This is a genomic window from Streptomyces sp. NPDC002817, assembly GCF_053592055.1.
Genome location: NZ_JBSFUY010000010.1, coordinates 78,117 through 98,479, shown reverse-complemented (window position 1 = coordinate 98,479; position 20,363 = coordinate 78,117). Strand labels below are relative to the sequence as shown.

The 20,363-nt window shown below is 68.6% G+C and carries 22 protein-coding genes; 18 read left to right on the top strand and 4 right to left on the bottom strand.

The genetic code is table 11. The annotated features are described in order from the left end of the window. Positions 1 to 111 precede the first annotated feature (111 nt). From rpmE to ACWD3I_RS20935, 17 genes are all read left to right on the top strand, one after another. Positions 112 to 330, top strand: coding sequence for a 50S ribosomal protein L31 (rpmE, locus tag ACWD3I_RS21015; protein ID WP_020122779.1), 219 nt, complete (start codon positions 112 to 114; stop codon positions 328 to 330). Between the two features lie 103 nt (positions 331 to 433). Beyond that, positions 434 to 1,510 (top strand): peptide chain release factor 1, encoded by a 1,077-nt coding sequence (gene prfA, locus ACWD3I_RS21010; protein ID WP_266888014.1) that lies wholly within the window; start codon positions 434 to 436, stop codon positions 1,508 to 1,510. Positions 1,511 to 1,550: 40 nt separating this feature from the next. After that, positions 1,551 to 2,396: a peptide chain release factor N(5)-glutamine methyltransferase gene (gene prmC, locus ACWD3I_RS21005; RefSeq protein ID WP_365393019.1), complete on the top strand. Its 846-nt coding sequence runs from the start codon at positions 1,551 to 1,553 to the stop codon at positions 2,394 to 2,396. Between the two features lie 50 nt (positions 2,397 to 2,446). Continuing rightward, positions 2,447 to 3,094 (top strand): L-threonylcarbamoyladenylate synthase, encoded by a 648-nt coding sequence (locus tag ACWD3I_RS21000; protein ID WP_046262518.1) that lies wholly within the window; start codon positions 2,447 to 2,449, stop codon positions 3,092 to 3,094. Continuing rightward, the gene (locus ACWD3I_RS20995) at positions 3,091 to 3,762 is read left to right on the top strand and encodes an arsenate reductase/protein-tyrosine-phosphatase family protein (RefSeq protein WP_046262517.1); all 672 of its coding nucleotides are present in this window, start codon (positions 3,091 to 3,093) and stop codon (positions 3,760 to 3,762) included. Before ACWD3I_RS21000 ends, ACWD3I_RS20995 begins: the two co-directional genes overlap by 4 nt. Before the next feature lie 69 nt (positions 3,763 to 3,831). Continuing rightward, positions 3,832 to 5,073: a serine hydroxymethyltransferase gene (locus tag ACWD3I_RS20990; protein WP_365393024.1), complete on the top strand. Its 1,242-nt coding sequence runs from the start codon at positions 3,832 to 3,834 to the stop codon at positions 5,071 to 5,073. Between the two features lie 129 nt (positions 5,074 to 5,202). Then, positions 5,203 to 6,543: an MraY family glycosyltransferase gene (locus tag ACWD3I_RS20985; RefSeq protein WP_365393026.1), complete on the top strand. Its 1,341-nt coding sequence runs from the start codon at positions 5,203 to 5,205 to the stop codon at positions 6,541 to 6,543. A gap of 311 nt (positions 6,544 to 6,854) precedes the next feature. After that, the gene (locus ACWD3I_RS20980) at positions 6,855 to 7,292 is read left to right on the top strand and encodes a hypothetical protein (protein WP_361542136.1); all 438 of its coding nucleotides are present in this window, start codon (positions 6,855 to 6,857) and stop codon (positions 7,290 to 7,292) included. 273 nt (positions 7,293 to 7,565) lie between these two features. Beyond that, entirely contained in the window at positions 7,566 to 8,333 is a 768-nt protein-coding gene (atpB, locus tag ACWD3I_RS20975) for a F0F1 ATP synthase subunit A (protein WP_266829795.1), read from the top strand. 76 nt (positions 8,334 to 8,409) lie between these two features. Then, on the top strand, positions 8,410 to 8,646 hold the full coding sequence (locus ACWD3I_RS20970) for an ATP synthase subunit c family protein (protein ID WP_015657805.1): 237 nt from the start codon (positions 8,410 to 8,412) through the stop codon (positions 8,644 to 8,646). A gap of 38 nt (positions 8,647 to 8,684) precedes the next feature. Then, positions 8,685 to 9,233: a F0F1 ATP synthase subunit B gene (locus ACWD3I_RS20965; protein ID WP_365393031.1), complete on the top strand. Its 549-nt coding sequence runs from the start codon at positions 8,685 to 8,687 to the stop codon at positions 9,231 to 9,233. Beyond that, a complete protein-coding gene (locus ACWD3I_RS20960) occupies positions 9,230 to 10,045 on the top strand; it encodes a F0F1 ATP synthase subunit delta (RefSeq protein ID WP_365393034.1) in 816 nt (271 codons plus the stop codon). The genes ACWD3I_RS20965 and ACWD3I_RS20960 overlap by 4 nt, the downstream gene beginning before the upstream one ends. Positions 10,046 to 10,167: 122 nt before the next feature. After that, on the top strand, positions 10,168 to 11,760 hold the full coding sequence (gene atpA, locus ACWD3I_RS20955; RefSeq protein ID WP_365393037.1) for a F0F1 ATP synthase subunit alpha: 1,593 nt from the start codon (positions 10,168 to 10,170) through the stop codon (positions 11,758 to 11,760). Positions 11,761 to 11,780: 20 nt separating this feature from the next. Then, the gene (locus tag ACWD3I_RS20950) at positions 11,781 to 12,698 is read left to right on the top strand and encodes a F0F1 ATP synthase subunit gamma (protein WP_266888001.1); all 918 of its coding nucleotides are present in this window, start codon (positions 11,781 to 11,783) and stop codon (positions 12,696 to 12,698) included. Then, positions 12,698 to 14,134 carry a F0F1 ATP synthase subunit beta gene (gene atpD / locus ACWD3I_RS20945; RefSeq protein WP_046262508.1) on the top strand — a complete coding sequence of 479 codons (1,437 nt, stop codon included), beginning with the start codon at positions 12,698 to 12,700 and terminating at the stop codon, positions 14,132 to 14,134. The genes ACWD3I_RS20950 and atpD overlap by 1 nt, the downstream gene beginning before the upstream one ends. Positions 14,135 to 14,266: 132 nt before the next feature. Then, the gene (locus tag ACWD3I_RS20940; RefSeq protein WP_046262507.1) at positions 14,267 to 14,641 is read left to right on the top strand and encodes a F0F1 ATP synthase subunit epsilon; all 375 of its coding nucleotides are present in this window, start codon (positions 14,267 to 14,269) and stop codon (positions 14,639 to 14,641) included. A gap of 129 nt (positions 14,642 to 14,770) precedes the next feature. After that, complete coding sequence (locus tag ACWD3I_RS20935) at positions 14,771 to 15,217, top strand: DUF2550 domain-containing protein (RefSeq protein ID WP_266887997.1); 447 nt, start codon at positions 14,771 to 14,773, stop codon at positions 15,215 to 15,217. A gap of 24 nt (positions 15,218 to 15,241) precedes the next feature. Here the strand turns inward: ACWD3I_RS20935 and ACWD3I_RS20930 are convergent, their stop codons facing one another. The 3 genes from ACWD3I_RS20930 to ACWD3I_RS20920 all read right to left on the bottom strand — a co-directional run bounded on the left by ACWD3I_RS20930 (position 15,242) and on the right by ACWD3I_RS20920 (position 19,093). Continuing rightward, positions 15,242 to 17,068, bottom strand: a complete 1,827-nt coding sequence (locus ACWD3I_RS20930; protein ID WP_365393042.1) for a glycoside hydrolase family 18 chitinase — start codon at positions 17,066 to 17,068, stop codon at positions 15,242 to 15,244. A 196-nt stretch (positions 17,069 to 17,264) separates the two neighbouring features. Next, entirely contained in the window at positions 17,265 to 17,906 is a 642-nt protein-coding gene (locus ACWD3I_RS20925; protein ID WP_365393044.1) for a response regulator transcription factor, read from the bottom strand. Beyond that, positions 17,903 to 19,093 (bottom strand): sensor histidine kinase, encoded by a 1,191-nt coding sequence (locus ACWD3I_RS20920; protein WP_365393047.1) that lies wholly within the window; start codon positions 19,091 to 19,093, stop codon positions 17,903 to 17,905. The genes ACWD3I_RS20925 and ACWD3I_RS20920 overlap by 4 nt, the downstream gene beginning before the upstream one ends. Before the next feature lie 152 nt (positions 19,094 to 19,245). Between ACWD3I_RS20920 and ACWD3I_RS20915 the strand changes: the two genes are divergently transcribed. Further along, positions 19,246 to 19,779: a hypothetical protein gene (locus ACWD3I_RS20915; protein WP_365393050.1), complete on the top strand. Its 534-nt coding sequence runs from the start codon at positions 19,246 to 19,248 to the stop codon at positions 19,777 to 19,779. A gap of 3 nt (positions 19,780 to 19,782) precedes the next feature. Here ACWD3I_RS20915 and ACWD3I_RS20910 read toward each other — a convergent pair whose 3' ends face one another. After that, positions 19,783 to 20,355 (bottom strand): cob(I)yrinic acid a,c-diamide adenosyltransferase, encoded by a 573-nt coding sequence (locus ACWD3I_RS20910; RefSeq protein ID WP_365393053.1) that lies wholly within the window; start codon positions 20,353 to 20,355, stop codon positions 19,783 to 19,785. Positions 20,356 to 20,363 lie beyond the last annotated feature (8 nt).

The following is a 20,363-nucleotide window of genomic DNA, read 5'->3' as shown; positions in this document are numbered from 1 at the left end:
CTCGGTTTTGGGGGATGCGGCCAGTGCTGGCAGACTGGTACGTCGGCCCCGGTTCACGCCCCCGCAACCCGCGGACGGCGACCCGGTGCCCTCCCGAAACTAGGAGACACCTTGAAGCGCGACATCCACCCCGAGTACGTCGAGACGCAGGTCAGCTGCACCTGTGGCGCGTCGTTCACCACCCGCAGCACGATCTCCAGCGGCACCGTCCGCGCCGAGGTCTGCTCCGAGTGCCACCCGTTCTACACGGGCAAGCAGAAGATCCTCGACACCGGTGGCCGTGTGGCCCGCTTCGAGGCCCGCTTCGGCAAGGCTGCTGCCAAGAAGTAGCGAGCCACCAGCGCCGGTCCACGCCGCACTCCTCGGAGTGCGCCGGGACCGGCGTTTTTGGTCGCCCGCCTTCCCCCTTCATCCGCAGTACAGGAGCCCTGAGATGTTCGAGGCCGTCGAGGAACTCGTCGGTGAGCACGCCGACCTGGAGACGAAGCTCGCGGACCCGTCGGTCCACGCCGACCAGGCCAACGCGCGCAAGCTGAACAAGCGCTACGCCGAGCTCACCCCGATCGTCGCCACGTACCGCTCCTGGAAGCAGACCGGCGACGACATCGAGACGGCGAAGGAGTTCGTCGCCGACGACCCGGACTTCGCCGCCGAGGTCAAGGAGCTGGAGAAGCAGCGCGAGGAGCTCACCGAGAAGCTGCGCCTGCTGCTCGTTCCGCGGGACCCCAACGACGACAAGGACGTCATCCTCGAGGTCAAGGCGGGCGCCGGCGGCGACGAGTCCGCCCTGTTCGCCGGCGACCTGCTGCGCATGTACCTGCGGTACGCCGAGCGGGTCGGCTGGAAGACCGAGATCATCGACGCCACCGAGTCCGAGCTGGGCGGCTACAAGGACGTCCAGGTCGCCGTGAAGACCAAGGGCGGCCAGGGTGCCACCGAGCCCGGGCAGGGCGTCTGGGCCCGGCTGAAGTACGAGGGCGGCGTGCACCGCGTGCAGCGGGTGCCGGCGACCGAGTCCCAGGGCCGGATCCACACCTCCGCGGCCGGTGTCCTCGTGACCCCCGAGGCCGAGGAGGTCGACGTCGAGATCAACCCGAACGACCTCCGCATCGACGTCTACCGCTCCTCCGGCCCCGGCGGCCAGTCCGTCAACACGACCGACTCCGCCGTGCGCATCACGCACATTCCCACCGGAGTCGTCGCCTCCTGCCAGAACGAGAAGAGCCAGCTGCAGAACAAGGAGCAGGCACTGCGTATCCTGCGCTCCAGGCTGCTCGCCGCGGCGCAGGAGGAGGCGGAGAAGAATGCCGCCGACGCCCGCCGCAGCCAGGTCCGCACCGTCGACCGCTCCGAGAAGATCCGTACGTACAACTTCCCGGAGAACCGCATCTCGGACCACCGCGTCGGCTTCAAGGCGTACAACCTGGACCAGGTCCTGGACGGCGACCTCGACGCGATGATCCAGGCCTGCGTCGACGCGGACTCGGCGGCGAAGCTGGCAGCCGCCTAAAGGCACGTACGCACGACCTAGTACGACACGGAGGACTTGCGTGAACCTGCTGCTCGCAGAGGTGGCCCAGGCCACCCAGCGGCTGGCCGACGCCGGCGTGCCCTCGCCGCGCAACGACGCGGAGGAGCTCGCCGCGTTCGTGCACGGCGTGAAGCGGGGCGCGCTGCACTCCGTGAAGGACTCGGACTTCGACGCCCGGTACTGGGAGGTCATCGCCCGCCGTGAGCAGCGCGAGCCGCTCCAGCACATCACCGGGCGGGCCTTCTTCCGGTACCTCGAGCTCCAGGTCGGTCCCGGGGTCTTCGTGCCACGGCCCGAGACCGAGTCCGTGGTGGGGTGGGCGATAGACGCCGTACGCGCCATGGACGTCGTGGAGCCCTGCATCGTCGACCTGTGCACCGGCTCCGGTGCCATCGCGCTCGCCCTCGCCCAGGAGGTCCCGCGCTCCCGGGTGCACGCCGTGGAGCTGTCCGAGGACGCCCTGCAGTGGACGCGCAAGAACATGGAGGGGTCCAGGGTCGACCTGCGTCAGGGCAACGCCCTGGACGCCTTCCAGGACCTCGACGGCCAGGTCGACCTGGTCATCTCCAACCCGCCCTACATCCCGCTGACCGAGTGGGAGTACGTCGCTCCCGAGGCGCGGGACTACGATCCCGAACTCGCCCTGTTCTCAGGGGAGGACGGCCTCGAACTCATCCGCGGTCTGGAACGGACCGCACACCGGCTCCTGCGCCCCGGCGGTGTCGTCGTCATCGAGCACGCCGACACCCAGGGCGGCCAGGTGCCGTGGATCTTCACCGAGGAGCGGGGCTGGGCCGACGCGGCCGACCACCCGGACCTCAACAACCGCCCCCGGTTCGCCACGGCCCGCAAGGCGATGCCGTGAGCCACACCCCGCAGTCTTCAGAGCAGTACGTGTACGAGGAGGCCCGCTAAATGGCACGGCGATACGACACCAACGACGCGACCGACCGCTCGACCGGTCTGCGCGAAGCCGCGTCCGCCGTCCGCCGTGGCGAGCTCGTGGTCCTCCCGACCGACACGGTGTACGGCATCGGCGCCGACGCGTTCTCCTCGGAAGCGGTGCACGATCTGCTGGAGGCCAAGGGCCGGGGCCGCAACATGCCCACGCCCGTCCTCATCGGCTCCCCGAACACCCTGCACGGCCTCGTCACGGACTTCTCCGAGCTGGCCTGGGAGCTCGTCGACGCGTTCTGGCCGGGCGCGCTGACGCTCGTCGCCAAGCACCAGCCGTCGTTGCAGTGGGACCTGGGGGACACGAGGGGCACGGTCGCCGTCCGGATGCCCCTGCACCCCGTGGCCATCGAGCTGCTGACCGAGGTCGGCCCGATGGCGGTGTCCTCGGCGAACCTGACGGGCCATCCGGCGCCGGAGGACTGTGACGCGGCCCAGGAGATGCTCGGCGACTCGGTCTCCGTGTACCTCGACGGCGGTCCGACCCCGGGCAACGTCCCCTCCTCGATCGTCGACGTCACCCGTGAGGTGCCGCTGCTGCTGCGTGCGGGCGCGATCTCCGCGGAGGAGCTCCGGAAGGTCGTACCCGACCTCGAGGTGGCGAATTGACGGCCCCTGACGCGGGGCGTGGCATATGGGACCCGGAGGAGACGCGGACCTTCACAGGGCTCCCGCGTGACACCTTCCGCATCCTCCACGTCAGCACCGGCAACGTGTGCCGCTCACCGATCACCGAGCGGCTGACCCGGCATGCCCTGGCGGACCGGCTCGGCGACCCGCTGTGGGGCGGGCTCGTCGTGGAGAGCGCGGGGACCTGGGGCCATGAGGGCGCGCCCATGGAGGCCAACGCGGAGACCGTGCTGGCCGACTTCGGCGCGGACGCGACCGGCTTCACGGGCCGCGAACTCCTCGACGAGCACGTCATCATGGCCGACCTGGTCCTCACCGCCACCCGCGACCACCGTCAGCAGGTCATCTCGATGGGCCACTCGGCGGGCCTGCGCACCTTCACCCTGAAGGAGTTCACCCGCCTGGTCCGAGCGATAGACCCGACAACGCTGCCTCCCCTGGAGGACGGCGTGGTGGCCCGCGCCCGCGCCCTGGTCCGCGCCGCGGCGGCTCTACGCGGGTGGCTCCTGGCACCGACGGCGGAGGCGGACGAGGTGTACGACCCGTACGGGGCGCCGCTGCCGTTCTTCCGGTCGATCGGGGACGAGATACATCAGGCGGTGGATCCCGTCGTCACTGCTCTCACCGGAGTAGCCGCCAGGACGTGACGACCGAGCATCCCACCGGTCTCGGGCCTACATTGGACGTACGTCATCGTCGACGCCCCGGAGTCCACCATGTCGGTCACCCATGCCCCCGAGACCACCGACATCCTGCGGCGGCAGGATCCCGAGCTGGCCGAGATCCTGCTCGGCGAGCTAGCGCGGCAGTCGACGTCGTTGCAGTTGATCGCCGCCGAGAACTTCAGCTCGCCGGCCGTGCTGGCCGCGATGGGGTCGCCGCTGGCGAACAAGTACGCCGAGGGATACCCCGGTGCCCGGCACCACGGCGGCTGCGAGATCGTCGACGTCGCCGAGCGGATCGCCGTGGACCGCGCCAAGGCCCTCTTCGGCGCCGAGCACGCCAACGTGCAGGCCCATTCGGGCTCGTCGGCCGTGCTGGCCGCCTATGCAGCACTCCTGCGCCCCGGCGACACCGTCCTCGCCCTCGGCCTGCCCTACGGCGGTCACCTCACCCACGGCTCGCCCGCCAACTTCTCCGGCCGCTGGTTCGACTTCGTGCCGTACGGCGTCGACGCGGAGACCGGGCTCATCGAGTACGACCAGATGCGCACGCTCGCCCGTCAGCACCGGCCCAAGGCCATCGTGTGCGGCTCCATCGCCTATCCCCGGCACATGGACTACGCCTTCTTCCGCGAGGTCGCCGACGAGGTCGGGGCGTATCTCATCGCCGACGCCGCTCACCCCATCGGGCTCGTCGCCGGGGGAGCGGCGCCCAGTCCGGTGCCGTACGCCGACGTCGTCTGCGCCACCACGCACAAGGTGCTGCGCGGACCCCGCGGCGGCATGATCCTGTGCGGTGCCGAGCTGGCCGAGCGGGTCGACCGGGCCGTCTTCCCGTTCACGCAGGGCGGCGCGCAGATGCACACCATCGCCGCCAAGGCCGTCGCGTTCGGCGAGGCGGCAACACCGGCCTTCACGACGTACGCCCATCAGGTGGTCGCGAACGCGAGGGTTCTCGCGGCGGGGCTGGCCGCCGAGGGCCTCGTCGTCACCACGGGCGGGACCGACACCCATCTGGTCACCGCCGACCCGGCACCGCTCGGCGTCGACGGGCGGACCGCGAGGGGCCGGCTCGCGGCGGCCGGCATGGTGCTCGACTGCTGTGCGCTGCCGCACGCGGACGCCCGCGGTCTGCGCCTGGGAACGGCGGCCGTGACCACCCAGGGCATGGGGGAGGCGGAGGTGGCGCGGATCGCCGTACTGCTCGCGGGGGTGCTCAGAGGTGAGGCCGAGACGCAGAAGGCACGTGAAGAAGTCCGGGATCTGGTCGGGGGATTTCCGCCGTATCCGGCCTGAGCGGGGGTAGGCGTTCCGAGGTGCACAGCCACTCGTGCAACCATCGTCGCTACCCGAAAGTCCCCATCCATATGCGTCCATCGCTAGGGTGTGGGGCTGAGATGGCCAGCGAGACCTGTGGGGAAGCCTGTGCGTGAATACCTGCTGACGCTCTGCATCACGGCCGCGGTGACGTATCTGCTGACAGGGCCGGTACGGAAGTTCGCGATCGTGGCCGGGGCGATGCCGGAGATCAGGGCCCGTGACGTGCACCGGGAACCGACTCCGCGGCTCGGCGGTATCGCCATGTTCTTCGGCCTGTGCGCGGGTCTGCTGGTCGCCGACCACCTCACCAACCTCAGCCAGGTCTTCGACAAGTCGAACGAGCCCAGGGCGCTGCTCAGCGGCGCCGCGCTGATCTGGCTGATCGGCGTCCTGGACGACAAGTTCGAGATCGACGCCCTGATCAAGCTGGGCGGCCAGATGATCGCCGCCGGCGTCATGGTCATGCAGGGTCTGACGATCCTGTGGCTGCCGATCCCGACGGTGGGCAATGTCGCGCTGACCCAGTGGCAGGGCACCCTGCTGACGGTGGCGCTCGTCGTCATCACCATCAACGCGGTCAACTTCGTCGACGGCCTCGACGGCCTCGCGGCCGGCATGGTGTGCATCGCGTCGGCGGCGTTCTTCCTCTACGCCTACCGCGTCTGGGTGTCGTACGGCATCGAGGCCGCCGCCCCGGCCACGCTGTTCTCGGCGATCCTGATGGGCATGTGTCTGGGCTTCCTGCCGCACAACATGCACCCCGCGCGGATCTTCATGGGTGACTCCGGCTCGATGCTGATCGGTCTGGTGCTGGCCGCGGGTGCGATCTCCATCACCGGCCAGGTCGACCCCGACGCGTTGAAGCTGTTCGCCGGGTCCGAGAAGGCGGCCGTGCACCAGACGGTGCCGGTCTACATCCCGCTGCTGCTGCCGCTGACCATCATCGCGATCCCGGCGGCCGACCTGGTCCTGGCGATCGTGCGCCGCACCTGGCGCGGTCAGTCGCCGTTCGCCGCCGACCGCGGGCATCTGCACCACCGGCTCCTGGAGATCGGGCACTCGCACAGCCGCGCGGTGCTGATCATGTACTTCTGGTCGGCGCTGATCGCGTTCGGCGCGCTCGCGTACTCCGTGAACTCCGCGTCCATGTGGATCGTCCTGAGCGTGGTGTTCCTCTCCGCGATCGGTCTGCTCCTGCTGCTGCTGCCGCGGTTCACGCCGCGTGCCCCGCTGTGGGCGCAGGCCTTCGTGCCGCCGCGCTACCGCCGCCGCAGGGCCGTTGCGGAATCCGCGCAGGTCACCGAACCGGCCGCCGCGGCCGTGGAGTCGGAGGAAGAGGAGGAGCGCACTCCGGTCGCCGTCGGGGTCTCCGGCGTCAACGGGGCGACCGCCCTCGGCGCCCGTTCGCGCTTCCTGGACAGGCGGAAAGCCGGAACGTCGCGCTGACGCGGCAAGGTAAGAATCTGACTAGAGCATTGCCAAGTCGTGGGAGTGGGTTGGGGGTGCAAAGCGCCCCAATACCAGACAAGTGGGCGGCGTTTTTGCACAGACGCGCACTGTCAGTCTCATGTGTGACAGCGAGCACACCAACCAGGTAAAGACCTCATCAAATAGTTTGTGATACGGTTCACGAGAACCCCGGACAGAGTCGAAGGACCGCAGTGCGACGGTCCATTGGCGTGAGACTCAAGCTCTCCATCCGGGACTACGCTCGTCCATGACGACACCCTGCCCCCTGTGAAAGCGGAGTTGCCGCCATGCCCTCCAATGACGCCCGGAACCTCCTCCAGACCGCTGTGCCAACAGCGGCCGTCGGCGCGGTCACCGTTGCCGTCAGTGGAGTGGTCGCCGGCGGCAAGGGGGCGCTCGGAGCGGCTGTCGGCACCGTGCTGGCCATCCTGTTCATGGGAATCGGTCTGTACGTCCTGCAATGGACGGCAAAAACGCTCCCGCAGTTGTTCCAGGCCATGGGGCTGATGCTCTATGTCGCCCAACTCCTGCTGCTCCTCATCTTCGTCGCCCTTTTCCAGGACACCTCCCTCTTCAACCCGAAGGCGTTCGCGGCCTCGCTTGTCGTCGCGACCGTCGTGTGGATGGCCGCACAGGCCCGTGCGCATATGAAGGCCAAGATCTTCTACGTCGACCCGGACTCCGAGAAGAGCGGGAAGTCGGAGAAGTCAGGGTCGTCGTCGTGAGGGGTAGGGCCGGGATAAAGGCGTGGAAGAACTCCTGCTATCGTCCGGTGCCAACTGCGGCATCGCGGGCGCGGGCATCTGAGCTGACGCCTGCTCAATCGCGAGGCTTGATGCCCCCCAGCCGCCCCCACATCCGTAACACCTGTCCGGTGCCGACCAGCGGCTGCGTGCCGCGCCGACACAACGAGGTAGCCGTACCCATGCGTCACGCCGAAGGAGCCCGCGGTGAGTGCTGACCAGACCCAGCTCGCCTTTGAATGGAGCTGTCGGATCATGTCCGACGGGTGTGGCTTTCCGGCTCCGGGCCTGCACTCGTTCCTGTTCCAGCCCATCGCCGAGGTCGGCGGGTTCGAGTTCAACAAGGTGATGTTGCTCGCGCTCATCACCACCCTGCTCGTCGTCGCCTTCTTCTGGGCCGCGTTCGGCAAGGCCAAGGTTGTTCCGGGCAAGGTGCAGATGATCGGTGAGGCCGGCTACGACTTCGTACGCCGGAACATCGTTTACGAGACCCTCGGTAAGAAGGAGGGCGAGAAGTACGTCCCCCTGATGGTCTCGCTGTTCTTCTTCATCTGGATCATGAACATCTGGTCCGTGATTCCGCTGGCCCAGTTCCCGGTGTCATCGATCATCTCGTTCCCGATCGTGCTGGCAGCCATCGTCTACGTGACCTGGGTCTCCGTGACCTTCAAGCGTCACGGGTTCGTCGGCTTCTTCAAGAACGTCACGGGCTACGACAAGTCGCTCGGCGGCGTGCTGCCGCTCGTCATGATCATCGAGTTCTTCTCGAACCTGCTGGTCCGCCCGTTCACACACGCGGTGCGACTCTTCGCCAACATGTTCGCCGGCCACCTGATGCTGGTGATGTTCACCGTCGCCTCCTGGTACCTGCTGAACAGCTGGATGATCCCGGCGGCCGGTGTCTCGTTCGTCATGACCGTCGTCATGATCCTCTTCGAGCTTTTCGTGCAGGCCGTCCAGGCGTACGTCTTCGTACTCCTCGCCTGCTCGTACATCCAGGGCGCTCTCGCCGAGCACCACTGAGCACCGCCCGCCCCCAAGCCCCAGAACGTCCGGTGGCCAACCCCCGCCGGTCCAAGAAAGAGAAGGAAGAATCAGCATGGCTGCCACTGAGACCCTCGCCGCTGTCTCCGGTTCGCTCGGCTCCATCGGCTACGGCCTCGCCGCCATCGGCCCCGGCGTCGGCGTCGGCATCATCTTCGGTAACGGCACCCAGGCCCTCGCTCGTCAGCCCGAGGCCGCCGGCCTGATCCGCGCCAACCAGATCCTGGGCTTCGCCTTCTGTGAGGCGCTCGCCCTCATCGGCATCGTTATGCCGTTCGTGTTCGGTAAGTAATCACCTCTTACTGACACGAATCGACGAAAGGCACTGATGTGATCGCCAATTGGGTACAGCTGGCGGCCGAGGAAGAGCAGAGCCCGCTCATTCCTCCGGGCCCCGAGCTGCTCGTCGGCACCATCGCCTTCGCCATCGTGTTCTTCTTCTTCTGGAAGAAGCTGCTTCCGAACATCAACAAGGTTCTGGAGGAGCGCCGCGAGGCGATCGAAGGCGGAATCGAGAAGGCCGAGGCGGCTCAGGTCGAGGCCCAGAGCGTCCTTGAGCAGTACAAGGCGCAGCTCACCGAGGCCCGTCACGAGGCCGCGCGACTGCGCCAGGAGGCGCAGGAGCAGGGCGCCACGCTCATCGCCGAGATGCGCGCGGAAGGCCAGCGGCAGCGCGAGGAGATCGTCGCCGCGGGTCACGCGCAGATCGAGGCCGACCGCAAGGCCGCGTCCTCCGCGCTGCGCCAGGACGTCGGCAAGCTCGCCACCGACCTGGCCGGCAAGCTCGTCGGTGAGTCCCTCGAGGACCACGCCCGGCAGAGCCGCGTGATCGACCGCTTCCTCGACGAGCTCGAGGAGAAGGCCGAGGCCGCGCGATGAACGGAGCGAGCCGCGAGGCCCTGGCAGCCGCACGTGAGCGTCTCGACGCGCTGACGGACAACACGTCCGTGAACGTCGGCACGCTCGCCGAGGAGCTGGCCGCCGTCACCGCGCTGCTCGACCGCGAGGTGTCGCTGCGTCGGGTCCTCACCGACCCGGCGCAGGCCGGCGAGGGCAAGGCCGAACTGGCCCAGCGTCTCCTCGGTGGCCAGGTGGGCGGCGAGACCGCCGATCTGGTGTCCGGCATGGTGCGCTCCCGCTGGTCGCAGTCGCGTGACCTCGCGGACGCCCTGGAGGAGCTGGCGAACCTCGCCGACCTCACCGCCGCGCAGCAGGCGGGCGCGCTCGACGACGTCGAGGACGAACTGTTCCGGTTCGGCCGGATCGTCTCTTCGAACACCGAGCTGCGCGCCGCGCTGACCGACCGCGCCGCGACGGCGCCGGCCAAGAGCGAGCTGCTGCGCAGCCTGCTCGGCGGCCGTGCCCATGCGACCACCGAGCGTCTGGTGACGCGTCTCGTCACCGCGCCGCGGGGACGTAGCCTGGAGTCGGGACTGGAGTCCCTGTCCAAGCTCGCCGCCGAGCGCCGGGACCGGCTGGTCGCCGTCGTCACCTCGGCGGTGCCGCTGAGCGACACGCAGAAGCAGCGCCTGGGCGCCGCTCTCGCGAAGCTCTACGGCCACACGATGCACCTCAACATCGACGTGGACCCCGAGGTCCTCGGCGGGATCCGGGTGCAGGTCGGCGACGAGGTCATCAACGGCTCCCTCGCGGACCGCATCGAGGACGCCGGCCGCCGCCTGGCGGGCTGAGCAGCAACTTCATAAGCAGTACGTACAGACGGCCCGGTTGGGCCGTGCAGAGGATTCCTGGGGGTCGCCCCCAGACCCCCAAGTTGAAACTTCGGGCCCAACAAGGAGAGCAGGGAACCCAGATGGCGGAGCTCACGATCCGGCCGGAGGAGATCCGGGACGCGCTGGAGAACTTCGTCCAGTCGTACAAGCCGGACGCGGCCTCGCGCGAGGAGGTCGGTACGGTCACCCTTGCCGGCGACGGCATCGCGAAGGTCGAGGGTCTTCCCTCGGCCATGGCCAACGAACTGCTGAAGTTCGAGGACGGCACCCTCGGACTCGCGCTCAACCTGGAAGAGCGCGAGATCGGTACCGTCATCCTCGGCGAGTTCAGCGGCGTCGAGGAGGGCCAGCCGGTCACCCGCACCGGCGAGGTCCTGTCCGTCGCCGTGGGCGAGGGCTACCTCGGCCGTGTCGTCGACCCCCTCGGCAACCCGATCGACGGCCTCGGCGAGATCGAGACCAGCGGTCGTCGCGCCCTTGAGCTGCAGGCTCCGGGCGTCATGGCCCGTAAGTCGGTGCACGAGCCGATGGAGACCGGCTACAAGGCCGTCGACGCGATGACCCCGATCGGCCGTGGCCAGCGTCAGCTGGTCATCGGTGACCGTCAGACCGGCAAGACCGCCCTGGCCGTCGACACGATCATCAACCAGCGTGACAACTGGCGTTCCGGTGACCCGAAGAAGCAGGTCCGCTGCGTCTACGTCGCCATCGGCCAGAAGGGCTCGACCATCGCCTCCGTGCGTGGCGCCCTCGACGAGGCCGGCGCGCTGGAGTACACGACCATCGTCGCCGCCCCGGCGTCCGACCCGGCCGGCTTCAAGTACCTGGCGCCGTACACCGGTTCGGCCATCGGTCAGCAGTGGATGTACGAGGGCAAGCACGTCCTCATCATCTTCGACGACCTCTCGAAGCAGGCCGACGCCTACCGCGCCGTGTCGCTGCTGCTGCGCCGCCCGCCGGGCCGTGAGGCCTACCCGGGTGACGTCTTCTACCTGCACTCCCGTCTGCTGGAGCGCTGCGCGAAGCTCTCCGACGAGCTGGGCGCCGGTTCGATGACGGGTCTGCCGATCGTCGAGACCAAGGCGAACGACGTGTCGGCGTTCATCCCGACCAACGTCATCTCCATCACCGACGGCCAGTGCTTCCTGGAGTCGGACCTGTTCAACGCCGGTCAGCGCCCCGCGCTGAACGTCGGTATCTCCGTCTCCCGAGTCGGTGGTTCCGCGCAGCACAAGGCGATGAAGCAGGTTTCGGGCCGTCTCCGCCTCGACCTCGCCCAGTACCGCGAGCTGGAGGCGTTCGCCGCCTTCGGTTCCGACCTGGACGCCGCGTCGAAGTCGCAGCTGGAGCGCGGTCAGCGTCTGGTCGAGCTGCTCAAGCAGGCTCAGTACCAGCCGATGCCGACCGAGGACCAGGTCGTCTCCGTGTGGGCCGGTACCACCGGCAAGATGGACGACGTCCCGGTCAACGACATCCGCCGCTTCGAGAAGGAGCTCCTCGAGTACCTGCACCGCAAGGAGCAGGGCCTCATGACCTCCATCAAGGAGGGCGGCAAGATGTCGGACGACACGCTCACCGCCATCGCCGACGGCATCGCGGAGTTCAAGAAGCAGTTCGAGACCTCGGACGGCAAGCTTCTCGGCGAAGACGCGCCGGCCGCCGCGGCCAAGTGACGACGGAAGGGACCTGACTCATGGGAGCCCAGCTCCGGGTCTACAAGCGTCGCATCCGATCCGTCACCGCGACCAAGAAGATCACGAAGGCGATGGAGATGATCGCCGCCTCGCGTGTCGTCAAGGCGCAGCGCAAGGTGGCGGCCTCCACGCCGTACGCGACCGAGCTCACCCGCGCGGTCACGGCGGTCGGAACCGGCTCGAACACGAAGCACCCACTGACCACGCAGGCCGAGACGGTCGTGCGGTCCGCGGTGCTGCTCCTCACGAGCGACCGTGGTCTCGCCGGCGCCTTCAACTCCAACGCCATCAAGGTGGCGGAGAAGCTGACCGAGCGCCTCGAGGCCGAGGGCAAGGAGGTCGACACGTACATCGTCGGCCGCCGCGGTCTGGCTCACTACAACTTCCGCGAGCGCAAGGTCGCGGAGTCGTGGTCGGGCTTCACCGACGAGCCCACGTACGCGGACGCCAAGAAGGTCGCGGGTCCGCTGATCGAGGCCATCGAGAAGGACACGGCCGAGGGCGGCGTGGATGAACTCCACATCGTCTTCACCGAGTTCGTCTCGATGATGACGCAGACGGCGCTCGACGACCGTCTGCTGCCGCTCAGCCTCGAAGAGGTCGCAGCGGAGGCCACGCCCAAGGGCGAGATCCTTCCGCTGTACGACTTCGAGCCCTCGGCGGAGGACGTCCTCGACGCCCTTCTGCCGCGCTACGTGGAGAGCCGTATCTACAACGCGCTGCTCCAGTCGGCCGCTTCGAAGCACGCCGCCACGCGGCGCGCGATGAAGTCGGCCACAGACAACGCGGGAGAGCTGATCACCACTCTCTCCCGTCTTGCCAACGCGGCCCGCCAGGCCGAAATCACCCAGGAAATCAGCGAGATCGTCGGTGGCTCCGCAGCCTTGGCCGACGCGACCGCGGGGAGTGACAGGTAATGACGACGACAGTTGAGACGGCCGCTGCCACGGGCCGCGTCGCCCGGGTCATCGGCCCGGTCGTCGACGTGGAATTCCCCGTCGACGCGATGCCGGAGATCTACAACGCTCTGCACGTCGAGGTGGCCGACCCGGCCCTCGACGGCGCGAAGAAGACGCTGACCCTGGAGGTCGCCCAGCACCTGGGTGACGGCCTGGTCCGCACCATCTCGATGCAGCCCACCGACGGTCTGGTCCGCCAGGCCGCGGTCACCGACACGGGTGCCTCCATCACCGTGCCGGTCGGCGACTTCACCAAGGGCAAGGTGTTCAACACCCTCGGCGAGGTACTGAACACCGACGAGCAGTACGACGGTGAGCGCTGGGGCATCCACCGCAAGGCTCCGAACTTCGACGAGCTCGAGTCGAAGACCGAGATGTTCGAGACCGGCGTCAAGGTCATCGACCTTCTCACCCCGTACGTCAAGGGTGGAAAGATCGGTCTGTTCGGTGGTGCCGGCGTCGGCAAGACGGTGCTCATCCAGGAGATGATCTACCGCGTCGCCAACAACCACGACGGTGTCTCCGTGTTCGCCGGTGTCGGTGAGCGCACTCGTGAGGGCAACGACCTCATCGAGGAGATGGCGGAGTCGGGCGTCATCGACAAGACCGCCCTGGTCTTCGGTCAGATGGACGAGCCCCCGGGCACCCGTCTGCGCGTGGCCCTCGCCGGTCTGACCATGGCGGAGTACTTCCGCGATGTGCAGAAGCAGGACGTGCTGTTCTTCATCGACAACATCTTCCGCTTCACGCAGGCCGGTTCCGAGGTCTCGACCCTGCTCGGCCGTATGCCCTCCGCGGTGGGTTACCAGCCGAACCTGGCCGACGAGATGGGTCTCCTCCAGGAGCGCATCACCTCGACCCGTGGTCACTCGATCACCTCGATGCAGGCGATCTACGTCCCCGCGGACGACCTGACCGACCCGGCCCCGGCCACCACCTTCGCCCACCTCGACGCGACGACGGTTCTCTCCCGTCCGATCTCCGAGAAGGGCATCTACCCGGCCGTGGACCCGCTGGACTCCACGTCCCGCATCCTGGACCCCCGCTACATCGCGGCGGACCACTACAACACGGCCATGCGTGTCAAGGGTGTCCTGCAGAAGTACAAGGACCTCCAGGACATCATCGCGATCCTCGGTATCGACGAGCTGGGCGAAGAGGACAAGCTCGTCGTCCACCGTGCCCGTCGCGTGGAGCGCTTCCTGTCCCAGAACACCCACGTCGCCAAGCAGTTCACCGGCGTCGACGGGTCGGACGTCCCGCTGGAGGAGTCGATCACCGCGTTCAACGCGATCATCGACGGCGAGTACGACCACTTCCCGGAGCAGGCGTTCTTCCTGTGCGGTGGCATTGAGGACCTCAAGGCCAACGCCAAGGAGCTCGGCGTCTCCTGAACTCGGACCTGAAGAGTCCTGAGCTCTGAGTTCGACTGAGGGGGCGGGGCACGTCCCGCCCCCTCTTTCACGCCTACTAGACTTGTAACCAACACCCGGCCGAACAGCCGGGTGGTGACCCGAGGAGCCACCTTGGCTGCTGAGCTGCACGTCGCGCTGGTCGCGGCCGACCGAGAGGTCTGGTCCGGCGAGGCCACCCTGGTCGTCGCGCGCACCACGTCCGGCGACATCGGCGTCATGCCCGGTCACCAGCCGCTGCTCGGTGTGCTGGAGTCGGGCCCGGTGACCATCCGTACGAGTGATGGTGGAACGGTCGTCGCCGCGGTGCACGGCGGTTTCATCTCGTTCGCGGACAACAAGCTGTCGCTGCTGGCCGAGATCGCCGAGCTGTCGGACGAGATCGACGTCCAGCGCGCGGAGCGTGAGCTGGAGCGCGCGAAGGCGGAGGGTGACGCCGCCGCCGAGCGCCGCGCGGACGTACGAATCCGTGCGGCGGCGACGCGCTAGCCTGACGCGAGACCGTATGACGTCACTCAGCCGCGGCTGGGACCGGAGCAATCCGGCCCTGGTCGCGGCTGAGGCAAATGTGGATGTTTTTTCCATTCCGTTACCGAGTAGACGAGGAGGTCGGTGTCGATGGTCCTCGCTCTGACTGTGTGCGGAATCGTCGTGGCACTTGTGGTGCTGGGACTGTTCGTCTTCGGCCTTCGTCGCAGACTCATCCAGCGCTCCGGCGGCACCTTCGACTGTTCGCTGCGCTGGGACGTCCCGGAGAAACCCGATACCAACGGCAAGGGCTGGAGCTACGGAGTCGCCCGCTACAACGGCGACCGCATCGAGTGGTACCGCGTCTTCTCCTACGCCTACCGCCCCCGCCGGGTCCTGGAGCGCGCCGCGATCGAGGTCGCCGGGCGCCGGCTGCCGGAGGGCGAGGAGGAGCTGGCGCTGCTCTCCGACGCCGTCATCCTGACCTGTCTGCACCGGGGCACGCGGCTTGAACTCGCCATGAGCGAAGACGCGCTGACCGGGTTTCTCGCGTGGCTGGAAGCAGCCCCGCCCGGTCAGCGCGTCAATGTCGCCTAGGTCCTACTGAGGGTCGTAACCCGCTTACGACAGCCCGCTGTTGATGGCGCTCACCAGCTCACCGTTGCCGGTGTCGCCGCTGAACTCCCAGAAGAACGCCCCGCCGAGGCCCTGGTTCTTGGCCCAGGTCATCTTGGTGCCGATGGTGGCGGGGGTGTCGTACGACCACCAGTTGTTGCCGCAGTAGGCGTATGCCGTGCCCGCGATGGTGCCGGTGGCCGGGCAGGACGTCTTGAGGACCTTGTAGTCCTCGATGCCCGCCTCGTAGGTGCCCGGGGCCGCGCCGGTCGCCGTGCCGCCGGGGGCGGCCTGGGTGACACCGGTCCAGCCGCGGCCGTAGAAGCCGATGCCGAGCAGCAGCTTCTTGGAAGCCACGCCCTTCGACTTCAGCTTGGCGATCGCGTCGGCGGAGTTGAAGCCCGCCTGCGGGATGCCGGAGTACGAGGTCAACGGCGAGTGCGGGGCGGTCGGGCCCTGCGCGTTGAAGGCGCCGAAGTAGTCGTACGTCATCACGTTGTACCAGTCGACGGAGGCCGAGGCGCCGCCGTAGTCGGCTGCGTCGATCTTGCCGCCGGAGGAGCCGTCGGCCGTGATGGCCGCGGTGACCAGGTAGTTCGAGCCGAACTCGGTGCGCAGGGCCTGCATCAGGTTCTTGAAGGCCGCCGCGCCGGAGGTGTCACAGGTCAGTCCGCAGGCGTTCGGGTACTCCCAGTCGATGTCGATGCCGTCGAAGACATCGGCCCAGCGGGGGTCCTCGACGACCGCCTTGCAGGACTTGGCGAACGCGGCCGGGTTGGCCGCGGCCTGGGCGAAGCCGCCGGAGTAGGTCCAGCCGCCGAAGGAGTACAGCACCTTGATGTGCGGGTACTTGGCCTTCAGCTGGCGCAGCTGGTTGAAGTTGCCGCGCAGCGGCTGGTCCCAGGTGTCGGCCGTGCCGCTGACGGACTGGTCGGCGGTGTAGGCCTTGTCATAGGCGGCGTAGGTGTCGTCGACGGTGCACTGACCGTTCTTGACGTTGCCGAACGCGTAGTTGATGTGCGTGATCTTCGACGCGGAGCCCGAGCTGACCAGGTTCTTCACGTGGTAGTTGCGGCCGTAGACGCCCCACTCGGTGAAGTAGCCGAGCTTGACCTTGTCGCCGGTGGGCGGCGGCTCGGTGGTGCCGCCGGTGGTGGTGACGGCGACTGCGCCGCTGACCGGGCCGGTCTGGTCGGCGGTGTCGCGGGCCTGGACGGTGTACGAGTAGGCGGTGCCGGCGGTCAGGCCGGTGTTGGTGTACGACGTCGTCGTCACGGTGGCGACCTTGGTGCCGTCGCGCAGGACGTCGTAGTTCTTGACGCCGTTGTCGTCGGTGGCGGCGTTCCAGGAGAGCTTCACCGAGGTGTTGGTGATGTCCGAGGCGGTGGGAGTGCCGGGGGCGCTCGGCGCGCTGTCGCCGGGGGTCGTGGTGCCGCCGTCACAACTGCCGCCGTTGAGCTTGCAGTTGGCGGGGGAACCGGACCCGGCGCCGTTGAAGCCGAAGGAGACGGAGGCGCCGGGGGCGAGGGTGCCGTTCCAGGACTTGTTCTTGGCGGTCCAGTGGGTGCCGGAGGAGGTGACGTCGGCATCCCAGGCGGAGGTGACGGACGTGCCGGAGGGGAAGTCCCACTCGACGGTCCAGGAGCTGAGGGCGGTGTCGCCGGTGTTCTTGACGGTCCACTTGCCTTCGAAGCCGGTGCCCCAGTCCTGCGGCTTGGCGTAGGTGGCGGTCGCGGATGTCGCGGCCTGGGCGGGGCTCGCGAGGCCGACGAGGCCGGCGAAGGGGAGCACCAGGGTCGCTATCCCTGCCGCCACTCTGTGTCTGAAGCGCATGCCGCGCCTCCTTGTCTGAATTTTCGGGGCGCCTGAGCCGGTGTCGAGGCGACGACCGTGCTCGCGGCCTCGACACCGGCACGCCCCTTGGGGAGGGGTGTTGGGGCGCGACTGAGCCTTCACGCCCACGGTGCGGCGAGAATAGAAAGGTCTGGACCACGGGTCAATAGGTCTGGACCACTTAGTATGTGATCGCTCAGACACCCAACTCCTGCGCCAACACCGCGGCTTGCACGCGGCTGCGCAGTTCCAGCTTCCCCAGCAGTCGGCTGACGTGCGTCTTCACCGTCGCCTCCGCCATGTCGAGACGGGTCGCGATGTCCGCGTTGGACAATCCCTCGCCCAGACAGGACAGCACCTCGCGCTCCCGGCGGGTGAGGGTGTCCAGGACCGCCGGGTCGACGCTCGGCTGCCGTACCGGCTTGGCGGCGAACTCCGAGATCAGCCGGCGAGTGACGGCCGGAGCGACGATCCCCTCTCCGCGCGCCACCGTACGGACCGCCTCCACGAGATCCCTCGCCTCCGTGTTCTTCAGCAGGAATCCGGACGCCCCGGCCCTGAGCGCCCCGAACACATACTCGTCGAGGTCGAAGGTGGTCAGCACGAGGACGTCCGCGAGCCCCTCCTCCGTGACCTTCCGCGTCGCCGACACCCCGTCCAGACGCGGCATCTGTACGTCCATCAGCACCAGGTCGGGCCGCAGTTCCCGGGCCAGCGCAACCGCCTGTTCGCCGTCCGCGGCCTCGCCGACCACCTCGATGTCGGGCGCGCTGCGCAGGATGAGGACCAGTCCGGCGCGGACGGCGGACTGGTCCTCGGCGACGAGCACGCGGATCATGCGGGATCTCCTTCAGTGACGTCGGCGACGGGCAGGGTGGCGCGTACGGCCCAGATCTTGCCGTTCGCCGAGCTCTCGGGGCCGGACTCGAAGGTGCCGCCGAGCAGTGCCGCCCGCTCCCGCATACCCACCAGACCGGCGCCGGAACCGGGCGCGCTCGGCCCGTCGCGGTCGCCGTACGGGCTGGTCACGGCGATGGCGAGGGAGCCGTTCGCCTGGCGCAGGAGCACGGTGACCCGGCCGGGGCAGGCGTGCTTGAGGGCGTTGGTGAGGGATTCCTGGACGATCCGGTAGGTGGCGAGCTCGACGGGGGCCGGCAGGGTCGTGCCGTGCTCGGCCTCCAGCGTGACGTCGAGGCCGTTGGCGCGGGCGTCGTCGACCAGGACGGTGAGGCCGTCGAGGGTCGGGACCGCGCTGGGTTCGCCGTCGCCGTCCCGCAGGATGCCGATCAGCCGGCGCATCTCCTCAAGCCCCTTGACGCTGTTCTCACGGATGACACCGAGGGCCTGCCGGGACGTCTCCGGATCGTCCAGCGACAGCGCGGCCGTGGAGTGGATCGCGATCGCCGACAGATGGTTGGCGACCATGTCGTGCAACTCCCGTGCCATCCGGGCACGTTCGGCGACGACGGCCTGGGTGCGGTCCATCTCGGCGAGCAGGGCCGTCTGTTCGGCGCGAAGGCGCGCGGCCTCGGCGGCGTCGCGGTGGTTGCGGACGATCCAGCCGGTGGCGGCGGGCCCGTACGCCACGACACCGACGACCACGCCGATCAGCAGCGCCTCCGGCACCCGCCACACCGCGAACGGCACCAGCGTCCCGGCCACCGTGAGCAGACCGGTGATCCACTGGATGCGCCTGGCCGAGGCGAGCGGGCCGTACAGGACGGCCGCGTAGACGACGTCGGTGAACATCAGCACCGACGCGAGGCTGCCCTGGGTCAGCAGGTCCGCGCAGATCGCGACCGTGCCGGTCAGCAGGGCCACGCGGGGTGCCGTGCGGCGCAGCAGCTCGCAGCCGGCCAGCACGGTGAGCGGCACCAGCACCGGCCAGGGGCCGTCGAAGAGGGTGATCGGGTCGTCGGACCGCCGGGTGCCCAGGCCCGCGAGGACGAGCAGCAGCCCGCCGAGCAGACCGCCGGCCGCGATGTACACGTCGAAGCGGTGCGGGCGGGGGAGTCGTACGGCCATGTCCCCATGAAACACGGCCCGCGCGCCGCCCGCCTGATCCCCGGGGACGGTCCTGGACTGCATCTTTCGATGTACGGCGACTTCGTCAGCGGCGACGACGAAAGCGGCGGCGTCCGCCGGGAGCCTGGAAGGGTGAGCGAAGGGAGCGAGCCGTGATCGTCGGACTGATCGTCGCCTGTGAGGTGGCGTTCTGGGTGCTGCTGGCCGCGGGACTGGCCTTCAGGTACGTCTTCGGGATGCCGCGGGTGGGGCTGGTCCTGCTGCTGTGCGAGCCGCTGCTGGAGCTCGTGCTGTTCATCGTCACCGCGGTCGACCTGCGCGGCGGCGCCGAGCCCGACTGGAAGCACGGCCTGGCCGCCGTCTACATCGGCTTCACCGTGGGCCTCGGCCACTCCACGATGCGATGGGCCGACGCCCGCTTCGCCCACCGCTTCGCGGGCGGCCCGCCGCCGGTACGGCCGCCGAAGTACGGAACGGCCCGCGCCGTCCACGAATGGAAGGTCGCGGGCCGCTGGATCCTCGCCGCGGTCGTCGCCATGACCCTGCTCCAGGCCGCGATCTGGTACGTCGGCGGCGAGGGCGGGACCGACTCGCTACGGACGTGGCAGCAGCGCATGGTGTGGCTGATCGGCATCAACGTGATCATCGCCGGCAGCTACACCCTGTTCCCCAAGCGCGAGCGGTAGCGCTCAGCGCTCCCCACCCGGCACCCACAGCACGTCCCCGGTCTCCGTGTTCGCCGACCTCGCCAGGATGAACAGCAGGTCGGACAGGCGGTTCAGATAGGTCGCGGTCAGCGGATTCATGAGCTCTCCGTGCACCTCCAGGGCCGCCCACGTCCGGCGCTCGGCACGTCGTACGACCGTGCACGCCTGGTGCAGCAGGGCCGCACCCGGCGTGCCGCCGGGCAGGATGAAGGAGCGGAGCTTCTCCAGCCGCTCGTTGAAGTGGTCGCAGTCCGCCTCCAGCTTGTCGACGTAGAACTGCTCGACCCGCAGCGGCGGGAACTCGGGGTTCTCCACGACCGGCGTCGACAGGTCCGCACCCACGTCGAACAGGTCGTTCTGCACACGGGTGAGGACCTTGACGATCTCCTCGTCGAGCCCGCCCAGCGCGATCGCCGTGCCGATCACCGCGTTCGCCTCGTTGGCGTCGGCGTACGCCGAGATCCGCAGATCGGTCTTGGCGACCCGGCTCATGTCGCCGAGGGCGGTGGTGCCCTGGTCGCCGGTCCTGGTGTAGATGCGCGTCAGATTGACCATGGGACCAG

Excerpts from the sequence above, each read along its gene's own strand:
- ACWD3I_RS20920 (WP_365393047.1), bottom strand. The coding sequence starts at position 19,093 with ATGGCCGTACGACTCCCCCGCCCGCACCGCTTCGACGTGTACATCGCG.
- ACWD3I_RS20950 (WP_266888001.1), top strand. The coding sequence starts at position 11,781 with ATGGGAGCCCAGCTCCGGGTCTACAAGCGTCGCATCCGATCCGTCACC.
- ACWD3I_RS20925 (WP_365393044.1), bottom strand. The coding sequence starts at position 17,906 with ATGATCCGCGTGCTCGTCGCCGAGGACCAGTCCGCCGTCCGCGCCGGA.
- ACWD3I_RS20990 (WP_365393024.1), top strand. The coding sequence starts at position 3,832 with ATGTCGGTCACCCATGCCCCCGAGACCACCGACATCCTGCGGCGGCAG.
- prfA (WP_266888014.1), top strand. The coding sequence starts at position 434 with ATGTTCGAGGCCGTCGAGGAACTCGTCGGTGAGCACGCCGACCTGGAG.
- ACWD3I_RS20970 (WP_015657805.1), top strand. The coding sequence starts at position 8,410 with ATGGCTGCCACTGAGACCCTCGCCGCTGTCTCCGGTTCGCTCGGCTCC.
- ACWD3I_RS20960 (WP_365393034.1), top strand. The coding sequence starts at position 9,230 with ATGAACGGAGCGAGCCGCGAGGCCCTGGCAGCCGCACGTGAGCGTCTC.
- ACWD3I_RS20910 (WP_365393053.1), bottom strand. The coding sequence starts at position 20,355 with ATGGTCAATCTGACGCGCATCTACACCAGGACCGGCGACCAGGGCACC.
- ACWD3I_RS21000 (WP_046262518.1), top strand. The coding sequence starts at position 2,447 with ATGGCACGGCGATACGACACCAACGACGCGACCGACCGCTCGACCGGT.
- atpD (WP_046262508.1), top strand. The coding sequence starts at position 12,698 with ATGACGACGACAGTTGAGACGGCCGCTGCCACGGGCCGCGTCGCCCGG.
- ACWD3I_RS20930 (WP_365393042.1), bottom strand. The coding sequence starts at position 17,068 with ATGCGCTTCAGACACAGAGTGGCGGCAGGGATAGCGACCCTGGTGCTC.
- atpB (WP_266829795.1), top strand. The coding sequence starts at position 7,566 with ATGTCCGACGGGTGTGGCTTTCCGGCTCCGGGCCTGCACTCGTTCCTG.
- atpA (WP_365393037.1), top strand. The coding sequence starts at position 10,168 with ATGGCGGAGCTCACGATCCGGCCGGAGGAGATCCGGGACGCGCTGGAG.
- ACWD3I_RS20935 (WP_266887997.1), top strand. The coding sequence starts at position 14,771 with ATGGTCCTCGCTCTGACTGTGTGCGGAATCGTCGTGGCACTTGTGGTG.
- ACWD3I_RS20980 (WP_361542136.1), top strand. The coding sequence starts at position 6,855 with ATGCCCTCCAATGACGCCCGGAACCTCCTCCAGACCGCTGTGCCAACA.